The 25,364-nt window shown below is 54.3% G+C and carries 19 protein-coding genes; 7 read left to right on the forward strand and 12 right to left on the reverse strand.

Features of this window, described 5'->3' with window-relative positions; genetic code table 11:
* Positions 1-94: 94 nt before the first annotated feature.
* The gene (gene rnd, locus DL88_RS14060; protein ID WP_034997226.1) at positions 95-1,270 is read right to left on the reverse strand and encodes a ribonuclease D; all 1,176 of its coding nucleotides are present in this window, start codon (positions 1,268-1,270) and stop codon (positions 95-97) included.
* Positions 1,271-1,483: 213 nt separating this feature from the next.
* Here rnd and DL88_RS14065 point away from each other — a divergent pair, with 213 nt between their 5' ends.
* The 4 genes from DL88_RS14065 to DL88_RS14080 all read left to right on the forward strand — a co-directional run bounded on the left by DL88_RS14065 (position 1,484) and on the right by DL88_RS14080 (position 7,219).
* Positions 1,484-2,032, forward strand: coding sequence for an invasion associated locus B family protein (locus DL88_RS14065; protein ID WP_169741585.1), 549 nt, complete (start codon positions 1,484-1,486; stop codon positions 2,030-2,032).
* Between the two features lie 358 nt (positions 2,033-2,390).
* Positions 2,391-3,452 carry an efflux RND transporter periplasmic adaptor subunit gene (locus DL88_RS14070; RefSeq protein ID WP_034997231.1) on the forward strand — a complete coding sequence of 354 codons (1,062 nt, stop codon included), beginning with the start codon at positions 2,391-2,393 and terminating at the stop codon, positions 3,450-3,452.
* Positions 3,449-6,508, forward strand: coding sequence for an efflux RND transporter permease subunit (locus DL88_RS14075; protein ID WP_034997233.1), 3,060 nt, complete (start codon positions 3,449-3,451; stop codon positions 6,506-6,508). The genes DL88_RS14070 and DL88_RS14075 overlap by 4 nt, the downstream gene beginning before the upstream one ends.
* A gap of 174 nt (positions 6,509-6,682) precedes the next feature.
* Positions 6,683-7,219 (forward strand): TIGR00645 family protein, encoded by a 537-nt coding sequence (locus tag DL88_RS14080; protein WP_034997235.1) that lies wholly within the window; start codon positions 6,683-6,685, stop codon positions 7,217-7,219.
* A gap of 74 nt (positions 7,220-7,293) precedes the next feature.
* On the opposite strand, the gene DL88_RS14085 is transcribed toward DL88_RS14080, so the two are convergent.
* Positions 7,294-7,974 (reverse strand): sulfate transporter family protein, encoded by a 681-nt coding sequence (locus DL88_RS14085; RefSeq protein WP_034997236.1) that lies wholly within the window; start codon positions 7,972-7,974, stop codon positions 7,294-7,296.
* A 428-nt stretch (positions 7,975-8,402) separates the two neighbouring features.
* On the opposite strand from DL88_RS14085, the gene DL88_RS14090 reads away from it, so the two are divergent.
* Positions 8,403-8,711 (forward strand): hypothetical protein, encoded by a 309-nt coding sequence (locus DL88_RS14090; RefSeq protein ID WP_051955986.1) that lies wholly within the window; start codon positions 8,403-8,405, stop codon positions 8,709-8,711.
* Between the two features lie 51 nt (positions 8,712-8,762).
* Here DL88_RS14090 and DL88_RS14095 read toward each other — a convergent pair whose 3' ends face one another.
* Positions 8,763-9,326 (reverse strand): nitroreductase family protein, encoded by a 564-nt coding sequence (locus DL88_RS14095; RefSeq protein WP_034997237.1) that lies wholly within the window; start codon positions 9,324-9,326, stop codon positions 8,763-8,765.
* Between the two features lie 619 nt (positions 9,327-9,945).
* Here DL88_RS14095 and DL88_RS14100 point away from each other — a divergent pair.
* Together DL88_RS14100 and DL88_RS14105 are read left to right on the forward strand one after the other, a co-directional pair.
* A complete protein-coding gene (locus DL88_RS14100; RefSeq protein WP_156971113.1) occupies positions 9,946-12,411 on the forward strand; it encodes a YfhO family protein in 2,466 nt (821 codons plus the stop codon).
* 4 nt (positions 12,412-12,415) lie between these two features.
* A complete protein-coding gene (locus DL88_RS14105) occupies positions 12,416-13,342 on the forward strand; it encodes an RgsD C-terminal domain-containing protein (RefSeq protein ID WP_245270847.1) in 927 nt (308 codons plus the stop codon).
* A 27-nt stretch (positions 13,343-13,369) separates the two neighbouring features.
* On the opposite strand, the gene DL88_RS14110 is transcribed toward DL88_RS14105, so the two are convergent.
* The 9 genes from DL88_RS14110 to dxs form a co-directional block, all read right to left on the reverse strand.
* The gene (locus DL88_RS14110; RefSeq protein ID WP_034997242.1) at positions 13,370-14,140 is read right to left on the reverse strand and encodes an ABC transporter permease; all 771 of its coding nucleotides are present in this window, start codon (positions 14,138-14,140) and stop codon (positions 13,370-13,372) included.
* 95 nt (positions 14,141-14,235) lie between these two features.
* Positions 14,236-14,964 (reverse strand): FkbM family methyltransferase, encoded by a 729-nt coding sequence (locus tag DL88_RS14115; protein WP_034997245.1) that lies wholly within the window; start codon positions 14,962-14,964, stop codon positions 14,236-14,238.
* Positions 14,965-15,025: 61 nt separating this feature from the next.
* Positions 15,026-16,390, reverse strand: a complete 1,365-nt coding sequence (locus DL88_RS14120; protein WP_034997247.1) for a hypothetical protein — start codon at positions 16,388-16,390, stop codon at positions 15,026-15,028.
* Positions 16,391-16,406: 16 nt separating this feature from the next.
* Positions 16,407-20,015: a glycosyltransferase gene (locus tag DL88_RS14125; RefSeq protein ID WP_169741586.1), complete on the reverse strand. Its 3,609-nt coding sequence runs from the start codon at positions 20,013-20,015 to the stop codon at positions 16,407-16,409.
* Between the two features lie 198 nt (positions 20,016-20,213).
* Complete coding sequence (locus DL88_RS14130) at positions 20,214-20,669, reverse strand: hypothetical protein (RefSeq protein WP_034997248.1); 456 nt, start codon at positions 20,667-20,669, stop codon at positions 20,214-20,216.
* 40 nt (positions 20,670-20,709) lie between these two features.
* Positions 20,710-21,987, reverse strand: a complete 1,278-nt coding sequence (locus tag DL88_RS14135; protein ID WP_034997249.1) for a class I SAM-dependent RNA methyltransferase — start codon at positions 21,985-21,987, stop codon at positions 20,710-20,712.
* Complete coding sequence (locus DL88_RS14140; RefSeq protein WP_034997250.1) at positions 21,984-22,748, reverse strand: TlyA family RNA methyltransferase; 765 nt, start codon at positions 22,746-22,748, stop codon at positions 21,984-21,986. Before DL88_RS14140 ends, DL88_RS14135 begins: the two co-directional genes overlap by 4 nt.
* 7 nt (positions 22,749-22,755) lie before the next feature.
* Positions 22,756-23,220, reverse strand: coding sequence for a hypothetical protein (locus DL88_RS14145; RefSeq protein WP_156971114.1), 465 nt, complete (start codon positions 23,218-23,220; stop codon positions 22,756-22,758).
* Positions 23,221-23,226: 6 nt separating this feature from the next.
* Entirely contained in the window at positions 23,227-25,155 is a 1,929-nt protein-coding gene (gene dxs / locus DL88_RS14150) for a 1-deoxy-D-xylulose-5-phosphate synthase (RefSeq protein ID WP_034997252.1), read from the reverse strand.
* Positions 25,156-25,364 lie beyond the last annotated feature (209 nt).

The raw sequence follows: 25,364 nt of genomic DNA on the forward strand, positions 1-25,364 counted from the left end.
AGCTTGTGATCCCAGCATTCTGATATTGAGCTAAAAAAGCACGGAATGCTGTCCAAGCAATCCGTGCTTTTCAAGGGGTTTCGGCAGGTTGTGCCTATTCGGTGGTGTGTGGCGGTTCGCCGTCCTGCCATTCGAGAAGGACGACCTTGCCCTTTTCGACTGTCAGGGCGAGGTTTCCGGCTTTCAGTTCCAGCGCCCGCGCGCCGAACAGCTCCCTCCGCCAGCCGCGTAATGCCGGAACATTGGCCGCGTCATCGGCGGCGATCGCCTCGAGATCATCGACGGTCGCGATGAGCTTGCTTGCGACACCATGGCTCTCGCTGACCTGGCGCAGGAGAACCTTAAGAAGCTCTACTGTCGCGCCATTGCCTCCAGCCCGCCTGTCGCGCTCAATCCTCGGCAAGGATTTCGGGTCGCGCGCGAGACCGCGTTCAATCGCGGCCAGAATGTCCGTACCGGCTTTGGTGCGTTCCATCCCGCGCGGAAACGCACGCAGATTGGCGAGATGATCGGCCGATCGTGGGGCGGCAAGCGCGAGCTCGACCAGAATATCATCCTTGAGCACACGCGAACGGGGAACATCGCGTCCTTGTGCTTCCGCCTCCCGCCAGGCCGCGACCTCCATCAGCACGCCGAGATCGCGTGGTTTGCGCACCCTGTTGCGCAACCGTTCCCAGGCTGTCTCCGGCGGTTGATCATAGGTCGACGGCGAGCTCAGAAGCGCCATTTCATCCGCCAGCCAGGAGAGGCGCTGGCTTTTCTCCAGCTTCCGGCGCATGAACAGATAGACATCCCGCAGATAAGTGACGTCGGCGATGGCGTAATCGACCTGCGCGGGAGAAAGCGGGCGGCGGGACCAATCGGTGAAGCGCGAAGATTTATCGAGCGAGACCTTGGTGACGGTCTGCACGAGGTCCCCGTAAGAAATCTGGTCGCCGAAACCGCAGACCATGGCAGCGACCTGGGTATCGAAGAGGGGGGCGGGAATGATCTTGGAGAGATTCCAGATGATTTCTATATCCTGGCGCGCCGCGTGAAAGACCTTGACGGTCTCCTTATGCGCCATCAATTCGAAAAAGGGCGAAAGATCGAGGTCTTCTGCCAGCGCATCGACGGCGACGACTTCCTCTGGAGAAGCAATCTGCACGACGCAGAGCTTTGGCCAGAAGGTCGTTTCCCGCAAAAATTCGGTGTCGACCGTGACGAAGGGTTGGCGGGTGAGCCGGCGACAGACATCCGCCAGTTCTTGGGTCGAGGCAATCAGCGTCATGACTTATGAATAAGGGAATGCATTTGCGTCGCAAAGCGGATTTGTAAAGGATGCACCGTGACGAATGTCACGGTCCGATGAAATGGTTTTCTTGACCCACATCCTGTTCTACAGGCTCGAAGAGGAGAAGCTGGTCGCGGGAGCGGTTTTTTTGAGCCGTCCGTGGGGCCTGATTTCTCCCGTTGATCCAACGGTTCTCTAATGCAGGTCCCCATGTCCAAGATCTCTGTCCCGATCGCCCTCGTCTTCGTGCTGTTGGCAGCAGGCGTTTGTTTCGCGCAGAAGGGTAAGCCCGCGAGCGCCGAACCAAAAGTGGCCGAACCGAAAGTAAGTGTCACCAATTATGGGGATTGGGCGCTGCGTTGCCAAGGTGACAGCAACAAGGATGCCAAGAACTGTGAAGTGGCGCTGACGATACAACTCAAGGACCAGTCTGCTCCAATCGCCAAGATCGCTCTCGGGCGGCCCATGCCGGAGGCGCCGTTGCAGGCGATCGTCCTCTTGCCGACGAATGTCAGCTTTCCAAGTACGGTCAAGCTTTTCGCGAGCGATAAGGATCCCTGGGGTCTCGATTTTACCTGGCGCCGCTGTGTGCAGGGGGGATGTTTCGCTGAAGGAATTCCAAGCGCGGAGGATTTGAAGAATTGGCGCGAGGCCAAGGGGGATGGCCGGCTGCTCTTCAAGGACGCGACTGGCCAGGATCTGACCATACCGGTTTCCTTCCACGGTATTGGCGACGCACTCGATGCCTTAGGAAAATGATTTGGCGAAATGAGCGGGTGTGACCTTCACGGACGGGGAGCGAAATGCGACCCGCTCTGCTCTTAAAGCCACGCAACGTCGACATAAGGCCATTTCAACAGCGTGTATCTCGTTTCAAATCAGCTTCCCATTGCCTCGTGAGAGATGAGCACCTTACGGCTGCTGTATTTTATAAAGACGAAGATATGGTCAGGGTGACGCCTGTCCAAAAATTAATCCCCGTTCATATGATTAGTTTTCTTCGCATATTGCTTATGGCCGAGCTGTCGAATTAGATGCGATCATTCTGTGATGGGGAGCGCCAGCAGTGAGCTTGAGTCGCAACGGTCTGATAGCAAAGCTCCGATTTTCATATTTTATGCCTTTGTCGGTCATTTGCGCTTTGCCGCTTGCCGCTTGCCGTGAAGAGGCACCGGTACAGGAGGCCGCGCCCCGGCCGGTGCGTACCACGATCATCGAGAAAAGCGACATCAACGAGCTGGTCTCTCTGACGGGAGATATCCAGGCAGAAAACGAAGCGATTCTTTCGTTTCGAATCGCCGGCCGGATCATTGAGCGATCGGTTAATGTTGGTGACCGTGTCGTGCCTGATCAGGTTCTGGCCAAGCTCGACCCCGATAACGAGTTAAATAGTCTGCGTTCGGCCCAAGCCGCGCTCACGGGTGCACAGGGACGTTTGAACGAGGCGCGCAATAATTTCGAGCGCCAGCAATCCCTTCTTCAGCGTGGATTTACCACCAGAGTTCTGTTCGATCAGGCGAAGCAGGTTCTGACATCGAGCCAGTCGGCCGTCGATGATGCCAGGGCGCAACTGCGGACCGCGGAGGATCGCGTCAGCTATACGCAGCTCAAGGCCGATGCAGCCGGTAGCGTCGTCGCGCGCGGTGCGGAAACCGGAGAAGTCGTTCAGGCCGGACAGATGATCTTCCGGATCGCGCGGGACGGCGGTCTCGATGCCGTGTTCAATGTGCCTGCGCAAGTTCTGCGGGCTGCACCACCGGATCCAAAGATCACCATCGCATTGACCGATGATCCGAGCGTCACGGCGAGCGGGCGCGTGCGTCAGGTCGATCCGCAGGCTGATCCCGTCACGCGCACATTCCAGGTCAAGGTCTCCTTGATCGATCCGCCTCCGGCCATGCGTCTTGGGGCGACCGTCGTCGGGCGGATGAATATTGATTCGTCCGCCGGTATTTCCATTCCGGCGTCGGCTCTGACGGAATCGGAGGGAAAGCCGAGCGTTTGGGTCGTGGATCCGGCCGCTTCAACGGTGTCCATGCGGTCTGTTGAAATCATCCGTTTCGATCCCGGTACGGTCCGTCTTGGCGAAGGCCTTGAGCCGGGTGATATCGTGGTGACGGCCGGTGTGCAGGCTCTGCACCCTGGCCAGCGTGTCCGCATTCTCGGGTCTTCGTCATGAGCGGTCTCAATCTCTCCGAATGGGCGCTCAAACACCGCTCTTTCATGATCTATTGCATGATTGCGGTGACGATTGCCGGCCTTGGCGCCTATTTTCAGCTTGGCCGCAACGAAGATCCCGAATTCACCTTCAGAACGATGGTGGTCCAGGCGGCTTGGCCCGGCGCGACGCTGGACGAAACGCTTCAGCAGGTGACCGAGCGGCTTGAGCGCAAGCTTCAGGAAACCAGGGATCTCGACTTTCTGAGGAGCTATACGAGCGCCGGTCAGACCACGATTTTCGTCAATCTGAAAGGGGCCACGCGTCCCGCAGACGTTCCGGATCGATGGTATCAAGTCCGCAAAAATATCGCCGACATTCGTCACACCTTGCCGGCAGGAGTCATCGGGCCTGGCTTCAACGATGATTTTGGCGATGTTTACGGCTTGATCTATGGCTTTACGACGGATGGGTTCAGCCAGCGGGAATTGCGTGACCATGTCGAGACGATCCGTTCACGTCTTCTGAACGTGAAAGACGTCACGAAAATCGAGCTTCTTGGTACACAGGATGAGCGGATTTTCGTTGAGTTTTCGACCAAACAGCTCGCCGGTCTTGGTATCGATCGCGCTGCTGTTATCGCGGCTCTAAGGGCGCAGAATGCCGTCAGTCCGGCTGGCGTCCTGCAGACGGGTGACGAGCGCCTTCAACTGCGTGTGTCCGGTGAGTTTCAGTCCGAACATGATATTCTGGATGTCAATGTCCTGTCGAATGGCCGGCTGATTCGTCTGCGCGACATTGCCGAAGTCCGCCGTGCGGATGCGGATCCGCCACAGCCGATCTTCCGCGTCAATGGCAAGCAGGCCATAGGACTCGCGATCGCTATGCGGCCAGGTGGCGATATTCTCGCGCTTGGTCAGAACGTGAAGAAGGCGCTCGATGAGGCGAAGGCTGATTTGCCCTTGGGCATTGATGTGAGCCTCGTGGCCGATCAGCCGAGCACGGTGAACACTGCCATCAGCGATTTCACGTCCTCCCTTTGGCAGGCCATTGCCATCATCATGGTTGTGAGCCTGATCAGTCTTGGTTTCCGGGCCGGCGCCGTCGTTGCTCTGTCGATTCCGCTGACGATGGCGCTTATCTTTCCGATCATGCAGGCTTGGGGGATCGACCTGCAGCGTATTTCGCTCGGCGCTTTGATCATTGCGCTCGGCCTTCTGGTCGATGACGCCATGACCACGGTTGACGTCATGACGGCGCGTCTGGCTGCTGGCGACGACAAGGAAGCGGCGGCGACTTATGCCTATAAATCGCTCGCCTTTCCCATGTTGACGGGTTCGTTTGTGTCCGCGGCCGGGTTCGTGCCGATTGGCCTCGCGCGCAGTTCCGCGGGTGAATATACATTTTCAATCTTTGCGGTCGTGTCGATTGCCTTGATTGTGTCCTGGTTCGTTGCGGTTCTGTTCGCACCCTTGCTGGGCGTCGCAATTCTCGCAAAGCCGAAAACCGTCCAGGAGGCCGGCGCCGAGAACCGGCTCATCCGGATGTTTCGCGGTCTTCTGACCGGCGCAATGCGTGCGCGCTGGCTGACGATCGGGATCAGCATCGCCTGTCTGGTTGCGGCCTTTCTGGCGCTTCCGCTTGTCCCCAGGCAGTTCTTCCCGGCATCCGATCGTCCGGAATTGCTGGTCGATCTCACGCTTCCGCAAAATGCATCCATTTATGCCAGCGAAACGCTCACGCATGATGTGGATGCGATCCTTAAGGAGGATCCGGATGTCGCGAGCTGGAGCACCTATGTCGGTCGTGGTGCCATCCGCTTCTACCTGCCGCTGAACGTGCAATTGGCGAATGATTTCTTTTCGCAAATCGTCATCATAGCCAAGGATGTCGCGGCCCGGGACCGGCTTCAGGCCCGGTTGGAAAAGACGCTCGCTGAAAAATTTCCCAGCGTCGTTGCGAATGTATCGCCTCTGGAGCTGGGACCGCCCGTCGGCTGGCCTGTGCAATATAGAGTCAGTGGTCCCGACCTGACCAAGGTGCGTGAAATTGCGTTGAACCTTGCGAGCGTCATGGGGACGAATGGTTCGGTCCGTAAGATCAATTTCGACTGGATGGAACCCGGGCGGACGGTCAAGATCAGGATCGATCAGGATCAGGCGCGCCTCCTCGGTTTGAGCTCGCAAGTGTTGGCGGGTGTCCTCAACACTGTGATGACCGGAGAACCAGTCACACAAGTGCGCGACGATATCTATCTCGTCAATGTCGTCGTGCGGGCGCTTGATGAGCAGCGTGTCTCGCTGTCCACCTTGCGCGCGCTTGAAATCCCCCTGCCGAATGGCAGGACTGTGCCACTTGGCCAGATCGCTAGCTTCGAATTCGATCAGGAATTCCCGATCGTTTGGCGCAGGCAGCGTGTGCCGACTTTGACGGTCCAGGCCGACACGGCTCCGGGCTTCATGCCGCAGGCTGCGGTCGCCTCTCTTGAACCGGACATCGATAAATTGCGCGCGTCGCTTCCGGCTGGATATGCGATCGATGTTGGCGGTACTGTTGAGGATAGCGCGGAATCGCTTGGCTCGGTCTTTGAACGCGTTCCGTTGATGCTGTTTCTGATGATCACTTTTCTGATGATCCAGCTGCAGAGTTTCAGCCGGTTGTTTCTCGTTCTCAGCATCGTGCCAATGGGACTCATTGGTGTCATTGGATCCCTTCTCCTCTTCCGCCAGCCGCTTGGATTCGTCGCAATCCTGGGAATCCTGTCATTGCTTGGCATGATTGCGCGTAATGCTGTCATTCTGATCGAGCAGATAGAGACTGAACGGAAACAGAGAACGAATGTCTGGGACGCCGTTATCGAGGCAACGGTTTCTCGCTTCCGGCCGATCATGCTGACGGCAGTGTCTACCGTACTCGGTCTCATTCCGATCGCGCCGACGGTTTTTTGGGGTCCGATGGCATTCGCGGTAATGGGTGGTCTTCTTGTCGCTACCCTGCTTACACTGATCGTCCTGCCGGCTCTTTATGTGGCCTTTTTCAGAGTGAAGGCGCCGTCAGCTTCTGCTTCCGCGGCGTAAAAGGATCAGGCTGACGGACCGTAATCATTGGCTGATGTCAAGGAATCGTGTTGCAATGATGCGAGGCGTTATCCAAGTTGGACACTGCTAAACTCGCTGGAGCATGTTCGGATGTTTCCGAACTGCTCCACTTGAAAATGCTCTAGAAGGCGGAAACCATCCGAAGAGACACAGATGGATGATTCTCCTGTCGTGCATGAATCGAAGCCGCGCCTGCAGAAACTCGCGGAGCGTCTGCTCTTCTCGTCGCGCTGGTTGCTCATACCCTTTTATCTTGGACTTGGGCTGAGCCTGATCGTACTTCTTCTGAAATTCATTCAGAAGATAAGCGATATCCTCCTTAATGGTATGCTTGCCGATCTAAGCGATGTCATCACCAAGATTCTGTCACTCGTTGATCTCTCTCTGATCGCAAATCTTCTGCTTATGGTCATGTTCACGGGATACGAAAATTTCGTGTCTCGTTTTGAAATTGAAGGAAATGTCTACCGCCCGAGTTGGATGGGTCACGTTGATTTCGGCGACATCAAGGCCAAACTTTTGACCTCGATCATTGCCATCGCTTCCATCCATGTTCTCGAAAATTTCATGAATATCGACAATACGACGGATCGGGAATTAGGATGGAGCCTGGGTATTCTCGGTGTCTTCGTCGGCGCCGGATTGCTCCTTGTTCTCATGCAGCGTATGTCGCCACCCGACCACCATTAGAGATTGTATTATCGTGGCGGATTGGTTGGTTACATATTTGCCATGACGTCGTTGCATACAATCATCTGCCGCCATCATGACATCAGGAAAATACGTTTGACGAGAATTGCGTAGGTTATACGCACCATGAAGGCTGTGCAGAACAATGGGCCGATGAGATTGACAATGGGAATCCCGAGCAGGAGAGCCATGATGAGACCGGCAACGAAGAGTTTTGGAGCCTCTGCCCTGCGTAACCGGTGAACTTCTGCCAAAGGTAGATAGCGCGTCGCAGCCATTTCGAAATAGCCGCGTCCGAGCAAATAAGCATTGGCGCCAATAAAGACCACCGCGTTGATCCCTGGCACGAGAAAAAGCAGCAGCGCAACGAGGTTCACCAGCAAAGAGATGCCGGCGAAGCGTATTCCAAGCCATATGGCTTCGCCGTAAGGCAGGGATTTGCCTTGACCGCTCGCAGGTGCGATATCGCGCTCCACCGTCGCCGCTAATTCATCGAAGAAGAAACTCGCGACGAGAAATGAGATTGACGGCACAAGAAAAGTGAGACCGACCATAAGACCGGCGCCGCTTAGCCAGATGAAAAGTGTTTGCATCCAGCCTGAAGGAAACACGATCCATCTCGTCAGAAAATGATCGAGCAGTAATCCAGCAATAGCCAAAAGCACGACGGTAAGCCCAAGTGTCTTGTAAAAGACGTTTCTGAAGGGCTTGCTGAACATTTCATTGAGTGCGGCGATAGCGGCATCCAATAGCATCTGAAGGCTGCCTGTTCAAAGAGAGAGATGGATAATCGGTTTGTGCAAGAATGGAGCGCCTGGCAGACGAAGGTGCTTTGAAATTCCCGGAGAAGAACGGGTTTGAGGAGACATCGCGTTCGGGTTTTTCTTGAGTTTCAATTCAAGCGGATCGCCGAATGAGCAGATGGATTTCGGCCGGAGAATCCTCAAGGCGTAGTTCGTTCATCGACAGTTGATATTGGAACACGCAGGATATTTCCACATTCCTTGCCTTAATATCGGAAAGTTGCCCCGATATCCGGTTGATCTAGCGAATGGAACCTCGTGATCCCCATGTGCCATGCTGCATTGGGGGGCAGTTAAGGGAAAATTAACGATCGGTGCGCAGTTTTTGTCTCAACGATCGATATTTAGGTGCATGCTTGGCTTCGATAGGGAAAGATATAATGCGCGTGAGTCACTTGAACGACTCTTTCAAATTCGCCATCGGCACGGCCATCGTTCTTGGCGTGGCTGCGGCGACGCCCGCGCCCGCAAAGGCTGGGGATGGTGGAGCTATTGCGGCGGGCGTGATTGGCGGATTAGCGCTCGGGGCTCTTGCCGGTAGCGCGGCTGCTGGTGCTTACGCTCCGCCGCCCTCCTACGCCTATGCTCCGCCTCCGCCACCCCCTGTCCGTTGCTGGCGTGAACCTCGCGAGGTTTGGGATCCTCGCTTTGATGCTTATGTGGTTCACCGCGTGCGCGTCTGCGAATAGGCTTCGGCACTTTACGGATTGGCTGCTCGGATTGATCCCGCAGCCCCGGCTTTAAAACCGCGTCACGATTTCAGCGAGAGTCGGGCGCGGTCTATCTTCACGCGGGCTTGGTGCCTGGCCGATATGAATGAAGCCGGCAATCCTTTCGTGTTCCGCAAGTCCCATACGGTTTAAGACATCGCGATCGTAAGAATACCATTCCGATAGCCAAATGGATGCAAATCCAAGAGCATTCGCGGCGATGATGAGATTCATGCAGACCGCGCCGGCTGTCAGGACCTGTTCCCATTCCGGGATTTTCGGATGCGGTTTGGCTGTGGAAACGACGCCGACCACGAGAGGCGCATAGGAAAAGCGTTTGAGTTCCGTCTCGATTCGGCTCGCCTCTGCATCGGGATGTGCTTTGGCGTAAACTTCGGCAACGATCGTCCCTGCTTTATCCCGCCCTTCACCTTCAAACAGAATGAATCGCCATGGCGCGAGCTTGCCGTGGTCGGGCACGCGCGAGGCAATCTCTAACATCACCTGAAGATCGGCGGCCGTGGGGCCGGGGCTCGTCAGGGTGACTGCGGGGGCCGAACGTCTGGCTTTGAGCAAGGTGATCGTGTCATTCATCGTGGGTTCACAGGCTAGGGAAAGAATATGATTAGGTGGAGGCCCGCTTTCAGTCACTTCCGGCTCATGTGATGCGGAAAGATTGCAAATGGCACTGAAGCGGTGTCTTTGCTGGGAGATTATGGGGTGTTCCGCCAAAGTTCCCTGATGGGATTTATGGTTAGACCAGTACCCGAGCCATTGGGCGCTTTGCTATTGGTCCGTCAAGCAGGAATTTTACCCTATGCTCTTTGTGGGAAGAATTTCATAGGATTGCGCAACGGGTCCGCGAATTTACCATGGCGCATGAAATGCCCTAAGGACGGTCGCAAATCCGCAAGCTTCGTGTTGTTTTCTGTTCCAGCATCATCAAATCCAGGCAGACCTTGTTTGTAGTCAACCGCATCGATTATAGAGTCTCTGCGCAAAGTCTGAAGCAAGATTTAAAGAATATCAAAGCGGAACGGGCTATTCTGATGCATGTTCTAGCTTCCTGCCTCAAGGTTTCGTGAAGCTTTTGCCAAATCCGGCCCCGTGATTACGGGCAGCGGTTTCTCATGGATCGTGCCGGTCCTGGGAAGCAACAAGGCCGAGACTCTCTTCTATCCGCGTCACGTTTCGTCTCATTCTGGATTCTTTCATGTCGCTTCCGGATATCGCTGTTCCTCCGTCTCACGGTTTGGGTTTTAGCATTCGGCATGCCGTTTCCGGAAAAGAGGCAGAGGAACTGGCCGTACCAGCCTGGACACACCGGCAGACGCTTTTTGCCTTGGCGGCCCTTCTGCTCTTCAGCCTGTTGGCTCTGGGCTGCTGGGCTTGGAGTGGTTCGGTCGTTCCCTGGGATTCCAAGAACCATTTCTATCCGATGTTCCGCTTTCTGGCGGATACCCTGCGCCAGGGCCGGATTCCCTTGTGGAATCCCTATCATTTCGCGGGCCATCCATCGGTTGCCGATCCGCAGTCGCTGCTCTTTACCCCCAGCATGGTCTTGTTCGCGTTGATCGCGCCCGACGCATCAATGCGCCTGTTCGATGCCGTCATTTTCGCCCATCTGCTCTTTGGCGGGGTCTCGACGGTGGGATTATGCCGTTTCTATCGGTGGCATCCGGCGGGCGCGGTCCTGACAGCGATAATCTTCATGCTTGGCGGCGCCGCATCGTCGCGGCTGCAACATACCGGCATGATCCTGTCCTATGCATTTTTCCCTGCCGCTTTATGGGCGTTGGAAGCCATGCTAGCGCGTTGCTCCTATCGCGCGGCCATGGCTTTCGGCTTTATGACTGCGCTCCTGTCGGTGGGACGCGATCAGGTCGCCTTCCTGTTTGATCTCGCTCTTGTCGGCCGCCTGCTGTTTTTAACCGTCGCGTCTGGCCAGCCTGTCGCTTATCTCCGCCAGCGCCTTGGCGTTCTCGGCGTCGGCGCCGGGATCATTCTCCTTCTGCTCGCGGTACCCATCCTTCTCACACTGCAATTTCTCGGCACCTCCAACCGGCCGGGAATTTCCTTCGGCATTGCCGCGGCGGGATCGCTCGATCCAGCCAATTTCGTCACCATGCTCGTCCCCAATTTCTTCGGCTCCCTGGATGCCTCCTACGATTATTGGGGACCAAATTACGCCACCGCGAGCGTTGCCGATTGGACCGACCGCTCCGTCGATTACCTCTTCATCGGCACCGTGCCGTGCCTTTTGCTGGTATGGCATGGTTGTTTCGCGGGCAGGCTCTTCGAGCGCCGGGTCCTCTTCTTCACGCTCACGCTCGGGACGGCTTTGGCCTATGCGCTCGGCCGCTATACGCCATTCTTCGGTCTTGTCTTCGATTGGCTGCCAGGTGTCTCGCTCTACCGACGGCCAGCGGATGCGACCTTTCTCGCCAATGTCGCTTTGGCCTTTTGCTCTGGCTATCTGCTGCATTGTTTCATTCTGCGCGGGCTTCCGCGCCTCGATTTCAAAGGCTCCAGAGTTCAGGCGTTTCTGCTCTTTGGGTTGAGCGCGCTGATCCTGTGCGTCTTCCTCTATCAAGGCCTCGAATTTTCCTTGAAGGAAGGGCATTTCCTTCGCTCGATCGGTCAATTGGCTCTCGCATTATCCTTCGGTCTTGCAGCAACCTTCCTTTTCGCCCGTTTCCAATCGTCGGAGCAGAGAGCCATGGTGGCCTGTCTGCTGGTGGCCTTGACGGGCGGAGAGATTCTCTGGCGCAATGCGGCATCGGCGCTCAATGCGGAACCGATCGACCGCTACAGCATCTATGCGACCATGTCCCCGGGCGAGGCCGCCGGCGTCGATAAACTGCGCCAGGAATTGTCTCTACGGCGCGGGGCAGGGGAAAAGCCGCGCGTCGAGGTTCTGGGGATGAGCGGGCCCTGGCAAAATGCCTCGATGATGCTCAAGCTTGAGGATACGATCGGCTATAATCCGCTGCGGATTGCTGAATATGAGCGGGCCGTCGGACCCGGCGAGAATGCCAGCGACGCCAATCTGCGCCATTATCCCGGCACGTTCCGGGGCTATACATGCAAGCTTGCTTCGCTTCTCGGCCTTGAATATCTGGTTCTCGATCGTCCGCTGGATAAAATGCCCAAACACATGCCGCGGCCGCGCGATGCGCGTCTCCTTTACGGCGGCGATCATATGTATGTATACAAACTGGCTGCGGCCGCGCCGCGTGCCTATTTTGCCACGACGGTTCGGCCGGTCGATGGCGATGATGCGATCGACGAAGCCGTCTGGCCCGGCTTCGATCGTGCGCATGAGGTTTTGATCGACAAATCGAGCATGGGGGATCTCGATGGTGAGGTCCTGAACCGCGAACCGCAAAGCCTGCCGGCTCAGGCAAAGGTTGCTATCACCCATTATGAGGAAAACAGGGTGTCACTCTCGGTCGAAACCGACAAGACGGGCATCCTTGTCCTGCATGATCCCTTTTATGCCGGGTGGGAAGCAAGGGTTGATGGCGAGCAGGTTCCGCTCCTGCACGCGAATATTCTCTTCCGTGGTGTCGAAGTGCCGGAAGGCAGCCATGAGGTGGAATTCGTGTTCAGACCATTCTCTTTGTCCAATCTCGCTGCGGCCGCGACGAGTCTCCTTCATCGCCATGCCGAAGATTGATAGAATGCGTTTTGGAAGTCGGGCTTGTGCCCTTTTGGTTCCGATATCCCTGGCGGCGGCCATTGCTCCGGCCTGCGGTCAATCCCTGCTGGAATCCGGCCCGCCACCTTTGCGTCCGCAAAATCACAGCGGCGCGGTGCCGGTCCCGCACTCGGCCCTCTCGCTTTCCGCTTATTATACGCAGGGCGACAATCACCCTGTTGCGGGTGGCGTGATCTGGCGTGTTTTCGAGGAAAATACGCAGTCCAATGGCTCACGCAAAATGATTGCGGAAGCCAATAATGCGTTGCCGTCCCTTTCCCTTCCGAATGGCACCTATATGGTCCATGCGACCTATGGTCTTGCTGGCGCGACGAAGAAGATTGTTTTATCCGGCTTGCCGCTGAACGAAAAAGTCGTCCTCAACGCCGGCGCCTTGAGGATCGTGGGCATGCTCGGTGAGACACCGATTGCTCCGGCCAAGCTACGCATTTCGATTTATGTGCCCGAGCGCGGTAATTCCGAAGCCAAGCTCGTCCTCGCGGATGGCAAGGCGGATGAGATCATCGGCCTGCCGGAAGGCAATTATCACGTCGTCTCGACCCTTCTCGATACAGTGTCGGGCGGGGCGGTCAGCGCGACCAATTCGGTCATCAATGCGGATTTGAAAGTCCAGGCAGGCAAGATCACCGATACGACGCTCAGGCACAGCGCGGCGCAGATCACCCTGAAACTGGTGAATAATCCGGGTGGCGAAGCGCTCGCCAACACAAGCTTCACCATCCTGACGCCCGGCGGTGACGTGATCCGCGAAATGATCGGCGCCTTTCCCTCGCTTGTGCTTGCAGCAGGCGAATATATCGCCATCGCCCGCCACGACAACAAAACCTATCAGGCGACTTTCAAGGTCACCTCGACGATGGATCGGGACGTCGAGGTGCTGGCGAGGTAAGAGGAGCACCCACACTTTATAATAAAGTCAGGCTTGCAAAAGCCTGCTACGAACAAAACGTTCTATAAACAACCCACCAAAAAGGCTGAGTACTCCCCAAGTGAGAACATAACCCTTATCTAAAACAAGCGTCCCGTATCCATCATAATATGCTGAACGCATCCACTCTACTGATTGTAATACAGGGTTGAAGCTAAGATAATAACGTAGAATTTCAGGCAAGGAATCGGGTACGAACAAAATACCGGATGATGCATAAAGAGCTATAACAATTAATGTATAGCCTGTCGCCCACATAGGAAACGCCATCGCAATCATCGCATTAACAACGCCTAATCCAAGACCCAATAAGATACAGGAGCCAAAGGCAAATGAGGCTTGAACAATGTCATGCGGGACAAAATCAATATCACAAAACCATAGTATTATTAATAATGCAATTGTCATAATAATGGCGCCCAAGCACTCCAATATTGACCGGGCGAATAAGACATCTGTTATTTTTACAATTGGAAAGCCTAGCAGAGGACGATTCATAATCAGTGAGTACATAATAAACCGCGACATATAACTAAATGTTATAAATGGGACAAGCCCAGTTGAAAAAAACAGAACTAAACTATCTCCGTAAGGAGTTGTTCGACCAGAGGCAGTATACATCAGCAGTAAAATAATAATATGCACAAGCGGCCATGCAACGGCAACAGCGAAACCTAATCCGTTGCCGAAGAATCGTGAGCGCATATCCCTAAGCATTAGAGCATATATTATTTGTGTCTGGGCACGTAAAGGTTCCATAACGATCCCATCTTGTCAGAAGTATTTCTGTGTCTCCTGTTACTTCAAGTAAAATATAAACTAATAATAAAGGCCGGTAGGTTACTTGAGTGTGATTAGCCCCAAGAATTCACATGAAAGATATCTCTGTGACCTTCAATCTCCCATGCTTTTAATATGATATCCAATTTGCGTCTACCGTTACTATCCAGTTTTGATATCTTTTGTTTGTTTGCTGTGAACCAAATATCAACTTCTACAATATCTCCATCAAAATGGTTTACAGGAACAATCTTCCGGGGGCTTAACTCAAATAAATATAGGAGATCAACTAGATCATTTAAAAGCTTTTGATCATGATATATGGGCAAGAGGTGTGCTTCGAGTTGAATGCCTAGGCAGTTTTCTAACAGACCTCCGAAGCCTAACAACACTTGATATTCAAAGCCTTGAACGTCGATCTTGATTGCATCGGGCTGAGGAACTAAATCTTGTGAGAAGAGGCTATCATATCGCACACAATCGACGGGGATCGTTTTTTCAACTTGAAAGGCGCCGCTTATAGAATATCGATTCAGCAAGTTATCGTTTGGCTTCAGCAAGGATGTGCAACCTAAACTTTTTGTTATGTTTAAATCCATAGTGCATTCGGCATGCGCGAGAGCGAACTCCATCACTTTTCCGCCGTTAATCGCCTCAATAGCTGGACGAATTAACGCTGCTTGTTCCGTGTTGGGTTCAAATACGATTGGACAAATATCCGCAATGAAAGGCTTCCAATGCTCTTGAAGGCCACCCAATCCACCAACATCAATTAAAGTAAGTTTTTCGTTAGCAAAAGACATGCTGCCCCAACTTTGCATTATAAAAGATAAACTCTTGATCAAAGACCAAGATTTTTCTTGATCATACTAATGAAAAACCTTCTGCATTCAAGGGGAAACTTCTAGTATTAGTTTTTCCAGCCCAAATATCTGCTACAGCACCGACATCGATGACAATAGCTCCGCGACGCTTTAGGATGGACGCATAAATTTTACCGAGTAAGCCAGCAGCAACCAAGAAAAGTTCACCTTCAACATTAGAATCTTCCAACTCACGGCATAACTCTAAATAACGCGTAGGCCAATGGCTCCCGCGTGTGGCAGCAAGTCCTAAAATCTCCGAGTGAATTTGCTCACCAGGAATTTTATAAAAATCAATTTGTTTAAAGCCGTACTTTTTAACCAACGCGTCTGGTAGTTCTGGATGACAGCAAATAAGCCCAAGTTTATCGCATCGGCGCAAAATTCGATCGAGGGCACCGCTAAATAGAAGGTCGTAGTGAACCGTTAAGCCGGAAATCCGTACTTGCTTTGACCATTCTGGTCGTTGTTCCGACAGGATGCACATTTTGCGCATGATGTTTACGATGTAGGGTATTCCTCGCTTGCTCCCAATGCGATATTCGTGCGCAATTAAGTCTTTGTTGATAGCGCCAATGCAATCGCTCAAGCTTATCATTTCATTAAAACGAGCTATCGCAGTATCGAATAAATTATTTTCGATAATACTTTGATCTTTAAACCATATGTCTAGAAATTCCTTTCTATTCTCACGGTATAACATGTAGTACTTGGATTCATCTTCAAGGTTTATGCGAATATGGGAGCCCTCTCCATCGCCCATTCGCAAGAGTAGGTACGGTTTTTTTTCTTTCAGTGCTTGAATGATGTCGGACTCTATTACATCTATATTAGACAGAGCGAAATTTTCTTCAATTGTTTCAAGCAAATTAAGGGCTCGAGCTTCTGGCCAATCATTGACGAAGAGGCAAAACTGGAATGTCGTTACTGCCTCCTTGTATAAACCTGGATCCTCTTCGTTTGCTTTCTTAGACCAATAAATCGCCTCTTGGTGCAAGCCTAATCTTGCGTACTGCATCGCTAAAACTATCATTTGTTGGGGTGTCAGCCCAAATTCAACTGATAATTGCTTTAGTAGGAAAATTGCGTTCCCAATATTGGATTGTAGTATATTTGAGAAAGCAAGCTCATATAAAGCATATTTCCTCATGTTGTCATAATTTAAGGCATAGTTGAATATATGATCTGCTAAGTTGAATTTATCATTCTTACGTAAAACAAGCCCAATTCTTATTGGATAGAGAAAATCGTCATTTTCTATTGATTTTTTAAAAATTAATGGGACATATTGAAGTGCATCTGTTATTCCAAGCGATAATATTATGCTTGTTTCCTTATTTATTTCATCTTCCGTTGCATGTCCCATTTATCGCCCCCGAACTTCAGACACTTAACTCATTTTTTGTTATTTTTTTATAAATTGCAGCTACTTCATACCCTTGCCTATGTGATGATCTATTATAGTTGTTATCATATCGTATTTTTTCTTTATAGTGTGAAGTGCATGAATCTAAGTTACGTAATATAGTGACAAGCTCGACTGCATTAGTGACATCAATCACGAATCCGTTTTCGCCTTGACGAATATCCTCTCCCATGGCTCCGCGATCCGACGCGATGACCCACAAACCATGAGAATGCGCCTCGCGCGCGACAAGACCAAAGCTTTCCGGCCAGATTGATGGTGCAAGGAGGACATCGAGGCGAGCATAGAGTTTATCAATTTCATTCTGGGGGTAAGGTCCACAGAGCGTCACTGGTGTCGTCCCCCAAACGGTCTCACAGGTTTGACCCGGCTCCATCGTCATGTCGACCATTGTCAAATGGAGATGGTCGAATTGGGTCGTGCGTAAGACGGCTTCGATCAGTGTCGCTCCTTTATGGGAAGACCGGCCTCCGATATGGCCGAGCGAAAGCCGAGTCTCGCTCAATCTCGCTTTGGAGCTAAAAGGCGTGTGTGGCGGAAGTCCATTGGGCACGGAAATGACATTACTGACACCCGCGCGACGGTAAATCTCGGCAAAAGAGTTTGACACAGCGAGAACATGCGCGGCACCAGCCATTAATGCGGCAAGCTTTGTTCTTCGCGCAATCGACTGGGCAGCGGTAACGCCATTGGGTAACTTGACAGGTAATACGCTTGTTGTGGGCAAATGCAATTGATCATCTTCGTCCACAAAAAACTGATAATCGGAAATCCACCAGCCGTCATGGGCGGTGATGAGATAAGGAATCTTATGCCGTTGTGCGACTTCGACAATTGTTGCGGTGAGGCGTTGGATGCAATGAAAATGAATCAGATCCGGTTGAATTGCATCGAGAATACGTTCAAATGCGGATGCATTTTCTGGATTGAAGGGCCGCCAATCCATATTGGCTTCGACAGGTGTTGACAGGCGATAGACGGGAACGCCTTTGTATTGATCAAGCCGAAATTGTCCAGGTGTTTCGACACCCTCATCGGTTGCAAAAATGCTGAGTTCTATATCAGGGCAGTTTTCGAGAATATAATCGACATTATTCTCGACGACGCGCGTTGCGCCTCCATAACTTTGCGGTGCGAAAAAGACATTGCAGATAAGGACTTTGATCTTTCCGTCGGGACGTGCGTCGAGGCGGCGCTCTGCACTTCCTGCTTTGGGCGATGGTGTTTGCGGCGGACCTAGCCGGTCGCGCCAAAGTGCAGCCATTGCGTCGAGAGAGTAGGATGACAAAGCTTTTTGCCGCGCCGCTGCACCTATCGCCAGTCGGCGATCCCGGCTCGATATCAATGTCTCGAACGCGTCGATCCAACCTTGCACATTATCGGCAAAGAGGACGTCCTCACCTTCAGTCAGAACGTCCTCATAGGTTGCCGTTCTGCTGACGATTGAGGGGACTTGCAGAACCGCGGCTTCGAGCCATTTGATTTCACTTTTGCAATCTGCCATGACACCGGGCGCAAGGACCGCTATATTGATGTCGCATGCAGACAGAATGGACCAATAATCGTCGAGATTGCTAACGAATTCGATCTGTGTGATGCGCGATGAAAATTGTTCGAACTCCGGCCGCAGCCTCAAATGACCGACGATAACAAGACGAATTTCAGCCCTGCGGTGAAACAGGTTGAGCAGGGCGGCTCCCGCGAGCTCATTGAAATCGCTGTTATGGGCCTTTGTCCCCGAGCCATAGAAAACCGTGATCATTTCACGGGCAGGAAGGGGATTACCGCCGAGCGCGATGGCTTTGTCGTTACGCTCATCAAGCCCGTTGCGAAGGATGAAGCAATCATTGCTTTTAACGAGTGGTTGTATTTGGCGCGCGAGCGGCAAGGTGGAAGCGATACCGTGGTCGCATTGCTTCATCGCGTAACGGTATAAGGGAACTCCATAGAGCAGGCCATTGTATTCGTCGCGATTGATCTGGCCTTCATAGGACGCAAAGGTGTCGGGGAAGTATTCCGCATTGAAGACGAGGTCGTCAATGTCGTAAAAGAGAGGAATTCCCGTTGCCTTGGCCGTCAATATGGCGCGAAGAACATTTGGGAAGGCAGGTACACGGTAGAAAATTGCCGCCCGCGCGCCAACCAGGCCTTTGATGAACGAAATTGGATCATTCTGATCATAGATCTCGACGCGATATCCGGCATGTTCAAGCTGACGCCGCTTCTGTTCGACGCGATAATATTTGCATTGGGCGAGATCCTGATTGGCGAGGATCACCACATGCCCATCATTTGAATGTTTGAGTGCGGGAGGAAAATCCTCCAGCGCGAGCATCTGCGCCTTGATCGTATCAAGCGTCTCTATAATGACCGTGTCGGCACGCGCGCGTTCCCCCGCCGCATAAAGCGCGAAAGCCGCATTCGTTCTGGCTGTGAAGAGTTGATCGATTACATATTTGATGGTCTCACGAAAATGGATGTTCTTGATCCAGAGAGGCCGCGCCTTTGCTAGGGTTGAGAAAGCCTGATCGAATGCTTCATTTTTAACGGCCATTCTGGCCGCGTGAACATGCGACCAAACCGAGGCTTGAGGATTGGTCGCAGCCTTTTCGAAATCAACGAAAGCGGCGGCACTATTTCCGAGTGCCGCATTGGCGTCACCCCGCCGATGGAGAGTGCCGCACCTCCGGTCGCCGTGTGCGATGGCGAGATCATAAGCCGCGCGTGCTAACCGGAAATGTTGCTTGACCAGATGATAATCACCAATGGCGGCAAAGAGCGTTGTCGCTTGGTCGCCCTTCACAAATTTCAAGGCGGCCTTCTCAAACCCATGGTCGAAATAATGCTTCAGCAGATCGACCCGGTTGCTGCACGAGCCAGCCGTTTTTTCCGGCAAAGAGGTTTTGTAGGCTATCCAATCAAAGGCTTCGGGGAATTGTCCGTCGTTTACGAGATTGCGAAGCGCTCTTTGTTCGTTGGGGAAACGCCCTCGCGCCAGACCTTCATACAGCCAATCACGATAAAGCTCCGCGTCCGATAGAGACGTGTCGGGCACATAAGTTGCGCGGTAATATGCTGGGTCAAAAATATAACCGAGATTGATGGGCGTGAGACGCGCGATGCCTTGGCGCACAAATAGGTTTATCCCTGCCTCGCGCGTAGCGGGAACGTCCTCAAGCCAATCGTGTGCACATGTAATAAAGTCATATAAACGAAAAATATTATGCCATGGTTCGTTGTCGCCAGTTTCATTCGCGGCTTTATAAGGACGGCCTTCCTTGCGCCCGTGTTCGAGGTAATGAAAAGCAAATTGCCAATCATGACTAAAGACACGAGCGAGATCTTCATTCCGCTGACGATAGAAGGTTGGATTGAAATCTTGCGGAAGGGGACCGTACTCATGATTGTAGTAGGCCTTAGCGGCCTCCAGATTCTTGAAGCGACCTTCTTTTGCACCATGAAGAATGTAATGACGCAGTAAATCCTTCTCGCGCTTTAAATGAAAAAGGTCGGGGTAATTCTGCCTGTAGAAGTCAGGGTCAAAATTTGCGATATCAATATTCAAGGATTTCGGATGAAGGAAACGTGCTGAGATACTTGGAAGAAATCTCGGTCGAAAATGCATTAATGCTACGCTTTCTGGAGAGAACCGAACTATTGCGCAAGCCGATTATTTCACGACATAAAGGTACGCATCGGTATTGATATTGATCGTTTTCGATTCATTTTCTGAATATAAGCTTAAAATTGAATAACTAATGTGTCATCCGTGATCCCGATGGATTGTGATCCACGCCCAAGCAAGGCACCTTTCGAAGTCCGGCAGCCATTGCGCATCCTCCGGGTGATCGGCGATACCAGTCTCCAGCCTCACCGCGCACCATGGTGAAGGGGGCACACGGTCCCGATTGGTGGCGACTTTTACCTCCTCATGCAGAATTTGCCAGAGCTTTTCGGCGCCGACCGTCTGGTTGGCGACGCCGATGGTGCAAATACGGTTTTCGGCGTGGACCGTGGCGAGAAGGAGGCGGCCTGAGCGGGTGATTTTCAGGCGCCGGTTTTCGATCAGCGGGAGGTCGTAATCGCCATCGGCCTGCAGGAGCGGGCGGAGCAGGGCGATGGTCGAATCCTCGACGTCCTCGCGATAGGAACGGCGGGATTGGCCTGTTTGCAAGGTGATGTGGAGGATCGAAGGGCGGCGATCGACGATATCGAGCATGGTCTTTCCAATCGGGCCATAACCACGAAAGCGGGGCCTTTTATCCGAGCAGCCGGCGCTTTTTCTTCCGGGTTTCGCGTTCGAAGAGGCCGACAAGCTCCACATGGGGAGAAAAGCGGAACTGGTCGATCGGCGTCACTTCGCGCAGATGATAGCCACCGGCACGGAGAATGGCGGCATCACGGGCGAAAGTCTGCGGATTGCAGGAAACACCGGCCACGATCGGGACTTCTGACGCGGCAAGCGCGTGTGCTTGCTGCTCGGCCCCGGCCCGTGGCGGATCGAAGACGATGGCATCGAATTGCGCAAGTTCCTCCGTGAGAGGGCGGCGAAACAGGTCGCGCGCCTCAATCTCGACAGGATGCAGCCCCGGTGCGTGAGAGGCTTTCATGAGGGCGGTGAGTGGCGCTTTTTCAAGATCGAAGGCGTGAACTCGCGCAGTCTTGGCGAGAGGCAGCGAGAATGTGCCGAGGCCGGCAAAAAGATCGGCGATTTTGCGCCGCCCTGCCAGCGCCTGTGTCACCTTTTTCGCCAATTCCCTTTCCCCGGCTTCAGTCGCTTGCAGAAAGGAACCCGGCGGCAGGGCAACCCGGCAATCGCCTATTCGGATCGCGGGCGTTTCTTTCTCCAGAATGATGATCCCGTGATTGGACAGACGCGCCAGGGGGAGTGCGAGCACCCGCGCGATAAGACCTTCGGTTTGGGCTTTCGTAAGCGGCCCGAGCCCGCGCAGATCAATGTCGAGTCCTGAGAGCGTCGCGGTGGCGACGAGATCGAAAGGTTTGGCTTTGCCTTGAAAGATCTCTCCGATAGCCCGTGCGAGGATTTCAGCGATCGGCAAAGCTTTCGATAGAGCGGGCGCAAAGAGCGGACAGGCGGCGATCGGCACCAGAGCATGGCTGCGCGCTTCCATGAAGCCGATCTGCATCCTGCCTTCATCGTCGATGCGCGCATGGAGGCTTGCCCGGCGCCGTCCCTCTCCGTGTGCATCGATCAAGGGTAGAACGGGCGTCTCCGGAAAAGTATGACGCAAGGTGTCGACGACGAGTGACCGCTTCCAGGCGGCATAGGCTTCTGGCGCCAAACATTGGACGGCGCAGCCGCCGCATCGCGCAAACAAAGAACAGACGGGATCGACGCGGTCGGGAGAGGGTTGCAGAATATCGGCAAGACGGCCGCGATCCCCATCGACCTCGGCGATGATGGTCTCGCCGGGCAGCGCAAAGGGCACGAAGACTGGCCCTTCGGCAGTGCGGGCCATTCCCTCGCCGCGTTGCCCAAGCCTTTCAATAGTCAGACGCGCGCAAAGATCGATCATGAATTTCGCGTCCGTCGCGCGCCGATCAGAAATTCCTTGTTTCCATCCGTTCCGGTGATGGGGGAATCGATCGTGCCGTCAACCTGCCAGCCGAGGTCCTTTACATTCTGAACGATCCGCTCGCACACTTCACCATGCACGGCGGCATCCTTGACGATGCCTTTATGCCCCGGCCCCGCCTCGAATTGCGGCTTGATGAGGCCAATGAAAAAGGCGTCATCGCTTGCGAGTGTCAGAATGTTCGGCAAAAGCAGAAGCAGGGAGATGAAGCTGGCGTCACAGGTAATGAGGGATGGGTATTCGGGCAAATCGTCCAGGCGGAGCTGGCGCGCATCAACCCCCTCGCGCGAGTCGACGCGGGGATTGACGGCAAGCGACGGATGCAATTGCCCGTGGCCGACATCCACCGCCACGACCCGCCGTGCGCCTCTCGTCAGGAGGACATGGGTAAAGCCGCCGGTTGAGGTGCCAATATCGAGACAGAGACGATTGCGCGGATCGTAGTCGAAAGCGTCGAGCCCTGCCGCGAGCTTGACCCCGCCGCGGGACACCCAAGGGTAGGGGGCACGCGCTTCGATATATCCTGCAGGATCGATCATCTGCGAGGCTTTGTGCAAAGTCTCGCCATCCACCCGCACCAGCCCGGCGGTGATCGCTTCCTGCGCCTTGGCTCGGCTCTCGAACAGGCCTCGATCGACGAGAAGGCGATCAGCGCGTTGACGGAGAGTGGAAGGCGAAGGATTCTGCCCGTGAGCGGCCATGGGGATTTCATTTTGGAGGAAAATGCATCGCATTGCGGCGCATTCTATGCCTTGGTGAGGCCGTTTTCAGCGGTCTGATTGCCAGACCGCAGACGAGAACATAATCGAAATAAAGGCCTTTCCAGGCGAAATCATCAAGAATGATGGGTTCCGCATCCGCACATCGCGCAAAGTCGGCGATGCAGGCAGCCTCATATTCTTCGGGCGGAACGCTGTCGAGCCGGGCATCCAGCGGAAGAGTGGGGAAAAGCCCTTCCTGACGCAAGCGGATTTTGCGCAAGCGGAGTGAGTCCGGCGCTTCGCGGCTGACGAAGCGAAGCACCCACTCATCCATCCCATATTCGAAGGGGGCGCGGATCAGATAAAGCCAGTCGACATCAGCGCCATCATCACGGAAAACCGTGAGAATGGCGCTGAGCACTCCCAGCATCTCTCTTGCGGAAAATGCGATCCGCTCCGGTTCCTTGGACAAGGCTCCTCAGGCGATCAGGCTCTGGTGGGCTTCTTGCTCACGCCCAAGCGTCGAGAGAACTTTGGCGACGATCCCCTTCGCATCAAGACCGGCCTGGGCGTAAAGCCGCTCCGGCTTGTCATGGTCGAGGAAGACGTCCGGCAGCACCATGGAGCGGAATTTCAGCCCTGTTGAATCGAGCAATCCTTCCTCGGCGAGCGCCTGCATAACGAAGGAGCCGAAACCGCCGACACTGCCTTCCTCAATGGTCACAAGCACCTGATGGGACTTGGCGATCTGACGCAGGAGCTCGAGGTCGAGAGGCTTGGCAAAACGGGCATCGGCGACCGTTACGGAGACGCCATAGCCAGCAAGGAGATCTGCTGCCTTCGTTGCTTCGGCCAGACGCGTGCCGAGCGAGAGCAGAGCCACCGTCGTACCTTCGCGGATAACACGGCCCTTGCCAATATCGAGGATCTCGCCGATCTGCGGCAATTCGATCCCGACCCCTTCGCCGCGCGGATAACGGAAGGCGATCGGGCCTTGATCGTAAGCCGCCGCCGTGGCGACCATATGGACGAGCTCGGCCTCATCGGCGGCGGCCATCACGACCATATTGGGCAATATGCCGAGATAGGAAACGTCGAAGGAACCAGCATGCGTCGCCCCATCGGCTCCGACGAGACCGGCTCTGTCGATGGCGAAACGCACGGGTAGATTTTGCAGCGCCACATCGTGGACGACCTGATCATAGCCGCGCTGCAGGAAGGTGGAATAAAGCGCGCAGAACGGGCGATAGCCTTCCGTCGCAAGACCAGCGGCGAAGGTCACGGCATGTTGTTCGGCAATGCCGACATCGAAAGTCCGTTCCGGAAAAGCCTTGCCGAAAACATCGAGGCCGGTGCCACCGGGCATGGCAGCGGAAATGGCCACGATCTTGTCGTCGCGCTCGGCCTCCTTGACCAGGGCATCGGCGAAAACCCGCGTATAGGAAGGCGCATTGGCTTTCGGTTTTGCCTGGACGCCGGTCACGACATCGAAAGTATGGACACTATGATATTTGTCGCTGGCGGCGGCGGCCGGCGCATAACCTTTGCCCTTCTGCGTCACGACATGGACGAGGATTGGGCCGGTTTCCTTGAAATCGCGGACGTTTTTCAGAACGGGCAGCAGATGGTCGAGATTGTGACCATCGATGGGACCGACATAATAAAAGCCGAGTTCCTCAAACATTGTGCCGCCGGCCCAGAAGTTCCGGGCGAATTCTTCCGTCTTGCGGGCTCTGTCATAGATGAAATTGGGCAGATGGCGGCCGAGCTGCTTCGCGGCTTCCCGCACCGTGCGATAGGTGCCGCCGGAGACGAGCCTGGCGAGATAGGCGGAAAGGGCGCCCGCTGGCGGGGCAATCGACATCTCATTGTCGTTGAGGATGACGATCAGGCGCGAATGCATCGCCCCGGCATTATTCATGGCCTCATAGGCCATGCCGGCCGACATGGCCCCGTCGCCGATCACCGCGATGACGTTGTTGTGACCGCCTGATAGCGTCGTCGCCACGGCCATGCCGAGCCCGGCGGAAATGGATGTGGAAGAATGCGCCGTGCCGAAAGGATCGTAGACACTTTCCGAACGTTTCGTGAATCCGGAAAGGCCACCCGCACGCCGCAATGTGCGGATGCGGTCCCGGCGGCCAGTGAGAATCTTGTGAGGATAGGCTTGATGGCCGACATCCCAGATCAGCCGGTCATTAGGGGTGTCGAAGACATAATGCAGGGCAACCGTCAACTCGACGACGCCGAGGCCGGCGCCGAGATGGCCACCCGTAACGGAGACGGCATCGATCGTCTCGGTGCGCAATTCATCCGCGAGCTGCGTCAAATCCGCTTCTTTGAGACGTCGCAGATCTGTCGGGGTGTCAATCGTATCGAGAAGGGGAGTTTTCGAATCTTTCCTCACCAGCGCCTCTTGGGTGGAAGTTCCGTGCGACACGCGGTCCTCGGTTTCAGCGGAGGAGGCGGTCCTTGAGTTGCGAGGAAAACGAAAAGCGTTTCCCTATTCGCCATATTAATCTTCATCCCTAAACCATTCGTCAGCGGGCGGGCAATGCGCCACTTTTGAAATTGTGTCTTTTTGGCAAATCTTTCGACAGGCGCGACCTTTGCGTC

The sequence above is a fragment of the Beijerinckia mobilis genome (genome assembly GCF_000745425.1).
Classification (GTDB): Bacteria; Pseudomonadota; Alphaproteobacteria; order Rhizobiales; family Beijerinckiaceae; genus Beijerinckia; species Beijerinckia mobilis.

Coding starts and splice junctions, on each gene's coding strand:
- DL88_RS14070 (WP_034997231.1), top strand. CDS start 2,391: ATGCCTTTGTCGGTCATTTGCGCTTTGCCGCTTGCCGCTTGCCGTGAA.
- DL88_RS14095 (WP_034997237.1), bottom strand. CDS start 9,326: ATGAATGACACGATCACCTTGCTCAAAGCCAGACGTTCGGCCCCCGCA.
- DL88_RS14130 (WP_034997248.1), bottom strand. CDS start 20,669: ATGCTCGATATCGTCGATCGCCGCCCTTCGATCCTCCACATCACCTTG.
- DL88_RS14100 (WP_156971113.1), top strand. CDS start 9,946: ATGTCGCTTCCGGATATCGCTGTTCCTCCGTCTCACGGTTTGGGTTTT.
- DL88_RS14065 (WP_169741585.1), top strand. CDS start 1,484: ATGTCCAAGATCTCTGTCCCGATCGCCCTCGTCTTCGTGCTGTTGGCA.
- DL88_RS14120 (WP_034997247.1), bottom strand. CDS start 16,390: ATGGGACATGCAACGGAAGATGAAATAAATAAGGAAACAAGCATAATA.
- DL88_RS14105 (WP_245270847.1), top strand. CDS start 12,416: ATGCGTTTTGGAAGTCGGGCTTGTGCCCTTTTGGTTCCGATATCCCTG.
- DL88_RS14080 (WP_034997235.1), top strand. CDS start 6,683: ATGGATGATTCTCCTGTCGTGCATGAATCGAAGCCGCGCCTGCAGAAA.
- DL88_RS14110 (WP_034997242.1), bottom strand. CDS start 14,140: ATGGAACCTTTACGTGCCCAGACACAAATAATATATGCTCTAATGCTT.
- DL88_RS14115 (WP_034997245.1), bottom strand. CDS start 14,964: ATGTCTTTTGCTAACGAAAAACTTACTTTAATTGATGTTGGTGGATTG.
- DL88_RS14090 (WP_051955986.1), top strand. CDS start 8,403: ATGCGCGTGAGTCACTTGAACGACTCTTTCAAATTCGCCATCGGCACG.
- DL88_RS14075 (WP_034997233.1), top strand. CDS start 3,449: ATGAGCGGTCTCAATCTCTCCGAATGGGCGCTCAAACACCGCTCTTTC.
- DL88_RS14135 (WP_034997249.1), bottom strand. CDS start 21,987: ATGATCGATCTTTGCGCGCGTCTGACTATTGAAAGGCTTGGGCAACGC.
- DL88_RS14140 (WP_034997250.1), bottom strand. CDS start 22,748: ATGGCCGCTCACGGGCAGAATCCTTCGCCTTCCACTCTCCGTCAACGC.
- rnd (WP_034997226.1), bottom strand. CDS start 1,270: ATGACGCTGATTGCCTCGACCCAAGAACTGGCGGATGTCTGTCGCCGG.
- DL88_RS14085 (WP_034997236.1), bottom strand. CDS start 7,974: ATGCTATTGGATGCCGCTATCGCCGCACTCAATGAAATGTTCAGCAAG.